Annotated in this window: 11 protein-coding genes; 5 read left to right on the top strand and 6 right to left on the bottom strand. The window is 40.2% G+C overall.

Going from position 1 to position 9,138, the window contains the following annotated elements; genetic code table 11:
• From PSF16_RS15290 to PSF16_RS15270, 5 genes are all read right to left on the bottom strand, one after another.
• On the bottom strand, positions 1 to 265 hold a 265-nt coding region (locus PSF16_RS15290; protein ID WP_272689576.1), incomplete at its 3' end, for a fructosamine kinase family protein.
• A gap of 246 nt (positions 266 to 511) precedes the next feature.
• Positions 512 to 1,378 carry a metal ABC transporter permease gene (locus PSF16_RS15285; protein ID WP_272689575.1) on the bottom strand — a complete coding sequence of 289 codons (867 nt, stop codon included), beginning with the start codon at positions 1,376 to 1,378 and terminating at the stop codon, positions 512 to 514.
• Positions 1,371 to 2,261: a metal ABC transporter permease gene (locus tag PSF16_RS15280; protein WP_006661978.1), complete on the bottom strand. Its 891-nt coding sequence runs from the start codon at positions 2,259 to 2,261 to the stop codon at positions 1,371 to 1,373. The genes PSF16_RS15285 and PSF16_RS15280 overlap by 8 nt, the downstream gene beginning before the upstream one ends.
• Positions 2,258 to 3,148 (bottom strand): manganese/iron ABC transporter ATP-binding protein, encoded by an 891-nt coding sequence (locus PSF16_RS15275; protein ID WP_006661977.1) that lies wholly within the window; start codon positions 3,146 to 3,148, stop codon positions 2,258 to 2,260. Before PSF16_RS15275 ends, PSF16_RS15280 begins: the two co-directional genes overlap by 4 nt.
• Complete coding sequence (locus PSF16_RS15270; protein WP_006659442.1) at positions 3,149 to 4,060, bottom strand: metal ABC transporter substrate-binding protein; 912 nt, start codon at positions 4,058 to 4,060, stop codon at positions 3,149 to 3,151.
• 371 nt (positions 4,061 to 4,431) lie between these two features.
• On the opposite strand from PSF16_RS15270, the gene PSF16_RS15265 reads away from it, so the two are divergent.
• Entirely contained in the window at positions 4,432 to 5,091 is a 660-nt protein-coding gene (locus PSF16_RS15265; RefSeq protein ID WP_006661976.1) for a transglycosylase SLT domain-containing protein, read from the top strand.
• Here the strand turns inward: PSF16_RS15265 and PSF16_RS15260 are convergent.
• The gene (locus PSF16_RS15260) at positions 5,085 to 5,789 is read right to left on the bottom strand and encodes a MarC family NAAT transporter (protein ID WP_006661975.1); all 705 of its coding nucleotides are present in this window, start codon (positions 5,787 to 5,789) and stop codon (positions 5,085 to 5,087) included. The two genes, PSF16_RS15265 and PSF16_RS15260, sit on opposite strands and share 7 nt — an antisense overlap.
• 537 nt (positions 5,790 to 6,326) lie before the next feature.
• Between PSF16_RS15260 and PSF16_RS15255 the strand changes: the two genes are divergently transcribed.
• The 4 genes from PSF16_RS15255 to PSF16_RS15240 all read left to right on the top strand — a co-directional run.
• Positions 6,327 to 6,725: a hypothetical protein gene (locus tag PSF16_RS15255; protein WP_006661974.1), complete on the top strand. Its 399-nt coding sequence runs from the start codon at positions 6,327 to 6,329 to the stop codon at positions 6,723 to 6,725.
• Between the two features lie 103 nt (positions 6,726 to 6,828).
• Positions 6,829 to 7,278 carry a methyltransferase family protein gene (locus PSF16_RS15250; RefSeq protein WP_006661973.1) on the top strand — a complete coding sequence of 150 codons (450 nt, stop codon included), beginning with the start codon at positions 6,829 to 6,831 and terminating at the stop codon, positions 7,276 to 7,278.
• Between the two features lie 184 nt (positions 7,279 to 7,462).
• Positions 7,463 to 7,840, top strand: a complete 378-nt coding sequence (locus PSF16_RS15245; protein ID WP_272689574.1) for a hypothetical protein — start codon at positions 7,463 to 7,465, stop codon at positions 7,838 to 7,840.
• Between the two features lie 608 nt (positions 7,841 to 8,448).
• The coding region (locus PSF16_RS15240; RefSeq protein WP_272689573.1) for a tyrosine-type recombinase/integrase at positions 8,449 to 9,138 on the top strand (690 nt) is incomplete at its 3' end.

Genomic DNA, 9,138 nt, shown 5'->3' with positions numbered 1-9,138 from the left:
GAAGAAAGCTATTATGCTTATTACTGCCTAAACCGTAGACTTTCGGCACGGTCACAGTCTGGCTTTTCGCTAGCATTTCGAGTTGTTCTGCCTCTTGTTTAAAGAGGGGGAGAAACTCACGGCGATTTTGTTTCACGAACACAGTATGCTCACCATAATCGATTCTTAAGGTGTTATGAATATCTCCACCAGAAAGAATCACTTTATTGTGCAGCTCTGCTTCACCAAAGTGTTCAATTAATAAACGATTCATCGCTTGCCACATGATCCACCTCACTGTGATTTGGTCTTCACTCATACCATACTATAGCGACAATTTAGGAATTAACAGTGATCATTGTTTAAAAATTACGCCATATCAAGAAAATGGTTGTGGCTGATTTTTATCAAAAATTGGATGAGTGCCTATTCTTACGGGGAAGGAGAGTGTACGGGGCTGTTTCTTTGATATGGAATCTATAAGGTAGAGTAAAAAGCTGAATAGGTGAGACCCCGATTCAGCTTTTTGTGGTTATGCCGTATGCAAACCTTGGCGAGTGATACGTGATTTTCGACGGGCTAGGACGAGCTTGCTGTAGATTAAGGCGATAACAAAATAACCGGCTTGGATCACCACGATAGTCGGGCCTGTCGTCGCATTGATATGAAAACTGACAATGGTGCCCAGCACACTGGATGTGACGGAGGCGATAATCGCTATCACTAACATCCAACCAAAACTTCGACATAGAACAAAGGCGATAATTCCCGGTGAAATCAGCATGGCAATCACCAGAATGATCCCGACAGCTTGTAATGATGCCACGATGGTTAAGGCGAGTAATGAGAGCAAGCCATAATGCAGCCATTTGACAGGAAGCCCAATGACTCGCGCTTGATTTGGGTCGAAGCAGTAAAGCATAAAGTCTTTACGTTTGAGTAAGATAATGGCAATGGTTATCCCAGCAAACAGCAAAATTTGCTTAAACTCATCATCGGTGATCCCTAAAATATCCCCGAATAAAATGTGTGTGAGATGCTGCTCCGTGTCGATTTTTGCGAACATTACTAAGCCGATGGCAAACATACCAGAGAAAACAATACCCATGACGGTGTCTTCTTTTATTCGGCTATTTTCTTTTAAGTAACCCGTTGCAATGGCACAGAATAACCCAGAAACAAAAGCCCCAATAGCCAGAGGGATACCGATTAATGACGCGATAATAATGCCAGGCAACACGGCATGGGAAATGGCGTCACCCATTAATGACCAGCCTTTTAGCACTAAAAAACAGGATAAAATAGCGCAGACAGTACCCGTAACAATCGCGGTGATTAAGGCTTTTTGCATAAATGGAAATGCGAAAGGCGCCATGAGTAAGTCCATAAAATCATTCATGGGTGGCTCCTTGTTGTTTGCTTTGATGCAGGTCCGCCACTTCGATACGCGCTTTACGGCGAGAGGCGATCAGTCCATGTTTGGGTGCAAAGAAGAATGCCAGTAGGAAAATGACGGTCTGGAATGTCACAATCAGCCCACCTGTTGCACCGTTTAAAAAGTAGCTGAGGTAAGCGCCAATCGCGCTTGTTGCAGTACCAATAGAGACTGAGATAATCAGCAAAGTTTTAAACTTGTCTGTGAGCAAATAAGCCGTAGCACCTGGAGTGACTACCATCGCGATAACGAGAATCGCCCCCACCGTTTGCAGAGCAGCAACAGTACATGCACTTAATAAGGTGAAGAAAATAATTTTTAAGCGCAGTGGGTTTAAACCAATAGAACGAGCATGGCTTTCATCAAAGAATACTGCGAGTAAATCTTTCCATAGACACATCAGAACAACAAATGAAATTGCGATGATGATTTCGACTTGAAGCACGTCGGCGTCCGCAATACCCAAAATATTACCGAAGATAATACTTTGCACATTGACCGATGTTGGATTCAAGGAAACGATTAATAACCCTGCAGCAAAGAACGTGGAGAATATAAACCCAATAACGGCATCTTCCCGTAATCGAGTGAGATGCTTAACAAACGTCATCGCAAGTGCCGCGAGGATCCCCGTAAAAAAGGCGCCAGCGGCATAAGGTAATCCTAGTGCATAAGCGCCAGCCACACCGGGTACGACGGAGTGGGAGAGGGCATCTCCCATCAATGACCAACCTTTGAGCATCAAATAAGCCGATAAGAAAGCGCACACCGCACCAACGATGGCACTGACCCAAATCGCCTTAACCATAAAGTTGTACTCAAATGGTTGCAGTAACAACGCGATCATTCGGATTCCTTAGGCTGATTTTTTCTAACCGGTGCATCATGATCGTGACCATAGAAGACAGCTGCGCGCTCGTCATCCGTAATAACAGTGACAGAGCGAGGGTCATCATCATCGTGAAGCTCTTGACCGGATAAGTTAATGTGTCGCAGCACGCCACCAAACGCTTGCTGTAAATTGCGTTGAGTAAAGGTCGTTTCTGTGGGACCACTGGCAAGCACGGTACGGTTAATTAAGATCACATGGTCACAAAATTCAGGCACGCTTCCCAAGTTATGGGTAGAAACTAAAATTAAATGCCCTTCATCACGCAGACTACGCAGCAAATCGATAATAGCGTTTTCTGTTTTTACATCGACACCAGTAAATGGTTCATCGAGTAATAACACTTTACCTTGCTGGGCAAGCGCACGGGCTAAAAATACGCGTTTTTTTTGCCCACCAGAGAGCTCACCAATTTGGCGATTTTCTAAACCGGCTAGATCCACGCGCTCTAATGCCATTTTAACGGCATCTTTATCTTCCTTTTTAGGGATTCTAAAGAATCCCATCTTGCCATATCGCCCCATCATCACGACATCAGACACGAGGACAGGGAAATTCCAGTCGACTTCTTCGGTTTGGGGGACGTAAGCAATGATATTTTCTTTTAATGCCGCTTTAATGGGTTGATTATTCAGGGTCACACTACCCGAAGATGGGGTGACTAACCCCATAATGGTTTTGAACAGGGTGGACTTACCACTTCCATTCACGCCAACAAGTGCGCAAATGGAACCACCATGAATATTAAAACTAGCATCATAAATTGCAGTATGACCGTTGTTATAGGTAACTGTTGCATCATCAACAATTAGCGTTGGATGCTCGAACTGATTTGTATGGCTCATTTACTGTGAAAATCCTTTTGCAATGGTATCAACGGTCGTGTTCAACAGGTCAATGTAAGTTGGTACAGGACCTTCGGCGGTTGACAGGGAGTCAACGTAGAGTACGCCACCGTATTTTGCACCTGTTTCTTTACTGACTTGCAGAGCCGGTTTATCTGAAATGGTACTTTCACTGAAAACAACTGGAATATTGTGTTCACGAACAGTATCAATGACTTTTTTAACTTGCATTGGTGACCCTTGCTCTTCAGCATTAATTGGCCACAAGTAGACTTCTTTGAAACCATAGTCTTTGGTTAGGTAGCTAAATGCGCCTTCACTGGTGACTAACCAACGTTTATCTTCAGGAATACGGTTTAAACGTTCACGTAGTGGTGCATCAAGTGCTGCAATTTCTTGAGAATATTTTTTGGCATTCGCATTGTAGGTTTCTGCGTTTGCGGGATCGTATTTCACGAATGCTTTACGAATGTTTTCGATATAAATCTGTGCGTTTGCAGGGGACATCCATGCGTGAGGGTTTGGGTTATCTTTATATTCCCCTTCACGAATTGGCATTGGTTCAATACCTTCAGTGACCACAACCGCAGGGACATCTTTAAGATTTTCAAAAAAACGTTGGAACCAAACTTCCAAATTCATTCCATTCCATAAGATAAGATCGGCATCATAGGCTTTCATAATATCTTTAGGCGTCGGCTGGTAACCGTGAATTTCTGCACCAGGTTTAGTAATGGATTCGACAATTGCGGCATCACCGGCTACATTTTGAGCAATGTCTTGTATAATAGTAAACGTTGTGACCACTTTAAACTTCTTGGCTAAAGCGGGTTGGCTGACAAATAGAATAGCCGCAAGCGCGATGAGTGCTGTCCGCAAAGGCGTAGATAATCGGAATAAAAATGTTTTCATAAATAAGTCCTAACGTTGGGTCACTTGTACTAATTGGCTAAATGTTTTCACAAAGCACCTGTTTAATTAACTCAGTGCATTACGGGATTCGAATAAGCCTTCATTTTCACATTAAGGGTATTAACGCTATAATGTGTATGGTCTTTCTAGCGAATAATATTTATATCTCAATTGATAATGATTATCAATATCAATTATAAAAAATGCCCGTAAAAGCCAAAAGTGATATTTATGTTGTTTATGAGTTGATAATCCACATCATTATTTAACATGACTAAAACACGTCCAGAAGTAAAAGTTAAGTAAAAAATGTATTATTTTTCTAAAGATTAGCTATTCTTTTGGTGTTTTAATTTGCAGAGGATATAACAGTGAAAAAAATGGTCGGCAGTGCGCTTGTCCTTTTGCTATTGGCAGGTTGTTCAAGTGATCCCAATAAAACCGCGAACAGAACAAGAATGCTAGATAATCGTAATCAAATGCCAAATACGGCAGCCAATACTAGCTATCCGCGAACGCCTTATGATGAATTTATTCGTGAATCTGCTAGTCGTTATAGTGTGGATGAAACGCTGATCAGAGCGATTATTGAAGTAGAATCTAACTTCCGACCAGAAGTCGTGAGCAAATCGAATGCGATTGGTTTGATGCAAATTAAAGCATCTACGGCAGGACGCGATGCATACCGTTTTCAGGGGCGAGCGGGTGAACCAAGTTCTAGCGATTTAAAAGATCCGCGTAAAAATATTGATATTGGCACCGCTTATATTCGTATCCTCAAAGAGCAGCACTTGGCGGGCATTAGCCACCCTCAAACGATGTACTATGCAACCGTTGTGGCTTACGTCAATGGCGCAGGGGCATTATTACGAACATTTGATAATGATAAGTCAAAAGCGATTGCAATGATCAATAACTTATCCCCAGAAGAATTTTATCAGCATGTTCAATCTAAACACCCCGCACCACAAGCGCCACGTTATTTGTGGAAAGTCAAAAATGCGTATAACGCATTAGCGGTGAATTACTGATATTCAGCCAGTAAGTGTGGGAGCTGCGCGATGATTTCAACAATACCGTTGATAACAAATTGCACTCCCATACAAATTAATAGAAAGCCCATTACACGTCCTATCGCATCAATTCCACTATTTCCTAGCCATTTCATAATTGACGTTGCACCACGTAGTCCAATCCAAACAATCATACTGGTAATAAGAAAGACAATAATCGGGGCAACGATGATCACCCAAGGTGCAAAGCCAATATCTCCTTGCAAAGATGCGGTTGAGCTAATAATAATGGCGATAGTACCGGGTCCTGCGGTGCTTGGCATTGCCAGAGGAACGAAGGCAATATTTTGATTACCTTGACGTTTTTTGGGAACACTTAAATCATCAGCAGGGGGATTGTTGGTATCTTCACTATTTTCTGAGTTGGGAAACAACATTCCAAAACCAATAAAGACAACGATCAACCCTCCAGCAATACGTAACCCTGGAATTGAAATTCCAAAGGTACTCATGACTAATTGACCAGCATAAAAAGCGACGAGCATGATAATAAAAACATAGATTGCAGCAAGTCGTGACTGATGATCTCGCTGCTCTTTGGTCATGTTGGATGAAATACTTAGCATGACAGCAATGGCAGTCAGCGGGTTAGCCAGTGGAAGGAGTAACACTAACCCAAGACCAACAGCTTGAAACAGTTGTAAAATATCTTGCATGTCGAAAACTGCCCTCCAATTAATCTAGAATTGCTTCCTTGGGACTATAACAAAGATTGTTACAAATTTGTGAGGTCTAAAGAATATTCATTTAAAAATTTAAGGCTAAAGCGTTATTTACGTGGGATCACGTAATGTTTTTACTTAGAGGACAACAAAGTTGTTCACATTAACTGTGGATAACATCCCTATTCAGATGTGAATAAGTATAATTAGTTAATGAATAACAAAGGATTACGTGACTGGATTAAAAATATTCAATATTTTGGGCAAAAAAAAACCTTTTTATGTGAGATAAAAAGGTCAAGGGCATTTTGCTAGAGGGGGTTTATGTTCATTTGTTATCGAGTATATACAGTACAATGTGTTTTACTGACAGGTTATGTAAATTCGTTAAAAGATTATTGTTAGATGATAATCCTATTTATTGGAAATATAATTGGAATATTCTTTACAAACTCTTTTTTATTTTAAAAACTGCTTTACGGTTTATTGTGTATTCTAATTTTCATGTTAAATAGAATATTAGGATAGTCAATGAGACGGTTACTATCACCATTAGTCACTTCATCGATGCTGCTTGTTTTGGCTATTGCTGCAGTATTGATTCTGTTTCCTCAAACATGGAAACAATCTATTTTCCCATCGATTTCTCAATTATTACCTGACTCTGTTAGCGCTTTTATGGTTCAAAATGGATTGGCTAATAATGCATGCGAAAGTTTAGAAAATAATTTAAGGAGTTTTGCAGATTATTTGCAAGCAAATGCAGATGTTGTTGAAGTGAAAGGAATGAACGGATTAGAAGATCAAATTGCAAATATTCAAGCTAGATTAAATAATTTACCTAGTGATGTGCGCAATTCAGTATGCCAACAAGAATATGCCAATCTTGAAGGATTAAAAAGTGTATTCTCTTTAGGGTACGGTTCATAAAAGAGCAGGTATTTACCCGAACAACGTTATTGATAGTTACCGCTAATTTTTAGCATTTTATCCATGATATGCTTGTTATATGAATATCAATCTAGGATATGTGATGCGTATTTTTAAACTCCCATTTGTTAACTGGTTAGTACTGAACGGATTTGCTGCTTATTATCTACACCTCAAAGAAGGCTTTTATTGGAGCTTTTCTGGATGGATGGGAATTATTGGTATTCTAGTTGCTCTCGAGGCTTTCGGGTGGATTGGCGCGAGTTTATATTATTTTCTTCAGCAAAAAACATCGCCTAATCCGCTGGCACCAGCTTCTTCATTAATTACTCGCGGTCCTTATCGATTGTCACGTAATCCGCTATACCTTGCTTTTACTTCAATGAGCTTAAGCTTGGCGTTATTTTCACATTCACCTTATTTTTTGGTTTCAGGTTTGGTCTTTTGGCTAATAACGGATTTGTACACCATTCCAGAAGAAGAGAAATTTTTGTCGGCTCACTTTAAAGATGAGTGGCAGTCTTATGCTCAGCAAACTCGTCGCTGGTTGTGATAGTTCTTTGGTGTAATATATTGAGATTTAATTATTTATAAGTATTTTTACCTTTTGATTTTGGTTTTTTTGGTGATCTGGTTCATGATATTTAACTTTAGTTGATTATTTTGACATATTTCAAGGCGTTTATTCCACGGTGTATATAAACTGGTATAACCCATAAACTTGTGAGGTTATTGCCGTGAATAAAAAAGTGTTATTAGGCGCTATTGTCTCTTCGATATTATTGTATTCCGCATCTGCAGCAGCATGCCCTTACTGCAATGGAAATTATGATCATCGATATCAAAATAATTACAGCCAGAATAATTATCGTCAGAATAACGAGCTTACTAAGCTAGTGAAGGATTTTGATGATAAGCGTGTTGAATTGAACAAGCTGTATGATGCTGGTGCTAGTGATGCTGGTGCTAGTGATGATGATGCCAAAGTGAAAGCACTGGTAAAAGAACTTGATGACCTATCACTAAAAATCAGAAATGAAGAAGACAAACAATACAACCGACCTTACCGTAATGGAGGGTGGGGGGGACGTGGTAATCACCGCGGTTGTTGGTAATCCTTCATTTGTTTAAGGCTATCGCTCTTGATGAACGGATAGCCTTTTTGTTGTCTTTCTACCGAATATTGAAATTTGCGACCCACATTATGCGCCGTTGTTCAACTGCGTCGATTTCATCGAGCTTATTCACGTATTTCTGTTCTCAATACGCTTAAACTGTGCATTATCGAACGCTTCATCATGTGATGTTTGGTCACCCAAATTCGCAGTGATTTTAGTGATATAATAATCAACAACTGGCTATCGCCATAAAATATGTCTGTGTTATGATTACGAGTTGAGTTGCTAGCGATGTGCATAATTGTGTCATCAATTATATCCATAATGGCTTATATGATGTGTTCATAACGGTGTGCCTATCTCGCATAGTGAAGTGAGAAATCGTAAGTAACGTATTGATTTATAAACTTTGGAATAATCAAGCAAGTGATCTTTCGTGTAAGGCATCAGTCTAATTCGCATCAATTCAAACCCGTTCAGCAATATCCTCTAAAACCCTTTTTCTATTGAGATTTTTAATTTTGCATGTTCAAATCTGTTCATTGATATTCCATATCGTTCAATGAAAAGTGTGTACATACCTGTGTACATAGTTTGGTGAAAGTATGCTCACAGATGCAAAGCTAAGAAAATTACATAATGTAAAGCGAGATAGCCTTAAGGAATTCCCTGACGGGCAAGGGTTATCTGCAAGGGTCACTACTAACGGAATGATTGTTTTTCAGTACCGCTATAGATTCAATCGTAAGCCTCGTAGGATGACACTTGGCGAGTACGGCGTGATTACTCTCAAAGAAGCAAGAGATTTGGCACAGGAGGCAAGAAAGGAGTTAGCACAAGGTAATGACCCAATCATAACTAGAAGCATGACCATTGATGGAGAATTTTCAAAGCTAACAATTTCTGAGTGCATAAAGGAATGGATTGATAGCCCGCAGGCTCAGAAGCTAGTGAAGCTTGATTCATGGAAGAGGGCATTTGACAGGCATGTAATGCCGAGTGTTGGTAAGATGATAGCTGAAGACATGACAGTGTCACATTGGCGACCTATGTTTAAGCGAATGCGAGATAATGGCGCAGCTACAATGTCCACAATGATGTTATCTAAGCTTAAGCAGGTTCTTTCATACTGCATAAGAATAGGTAAGCTAAATCACAATTCACTGTCAGAACTAAGATCAGAGGATGTTGGCGAGAAGGTTGGGCAGGTTAAGCGGTATTTAAGCGACAAAGAAATAGCTCTTTTTTGGCGGTCTGTAGATAAGACCAAAATGTCAGCACAGAACAAAATATTT

The sequence above is a fragment of the Providencia sp. PROV033 genome (genome assembly GCF_028484855.1).
Classification (GTDB): domain Bacteria; phylum Pseudomonadota; class Gammaproteobacteria; order Enterobacterales; family Enterobacteriaceae; genus Providencia; species Providencia alcalifaciens.
Note: the sequence above shows the minus strand (reverse complement) of the source record. Positions and strands in the feature narration are given on the sequence as shown.

Bases quoted from the DNA above. Each gene is read 5' to 3' on its own strand.
- PSF16_RS15255 (WP_006661974.1), top strand. From the start codon at position 6,327: ATGAGACGGTTACTATCACCATTAGTCACTTCATCGATGCTGCTTGTT.
- PSF16_RS15285 (WP_272689575.1), bottom strand. From the start codon at position 1,378: ATGAATGATTTTATGGACTTACTCATGGCGCCTTTCGCATTTCCATTT.
- PSF16_RS15260 (WP_006661975.1), bottom strand. From the start codon at position 5,789: ATGCAAGATATTTTACAACTGTTTCAAGCTGTTGGTCTTGGGTTAGTG.
- PSF16_RS15250 (WP_006661973.1), top strand. From the start codon at position 6,829: ATGCGTATTTTTAAACTCCCATTTGTTAACTGGTTAGTACTGAACGGA.
- PSF16_RS15280 (WP_006661978.1), bottom strand. From the start codon at position 2,261: ATGATCGCGTTGTTACTGCAACCATTTGAGTACAACTTTATGGTTAAG.
- PSF16_RS15270 (WP_006659442.1), bottom strand. From the start codon at position 4,060: ATGAAAACATTTTTATTCCGATTATCTACGCCTTTGCGGACAGCACTC.
- PSF16_RS15275 (WP_006661977.1), bottom strand. From the start codon at position 3,148: ATGAGCCATACAAATCAGTTCGAGCATCCAACGCTAATTGTTGATGAT.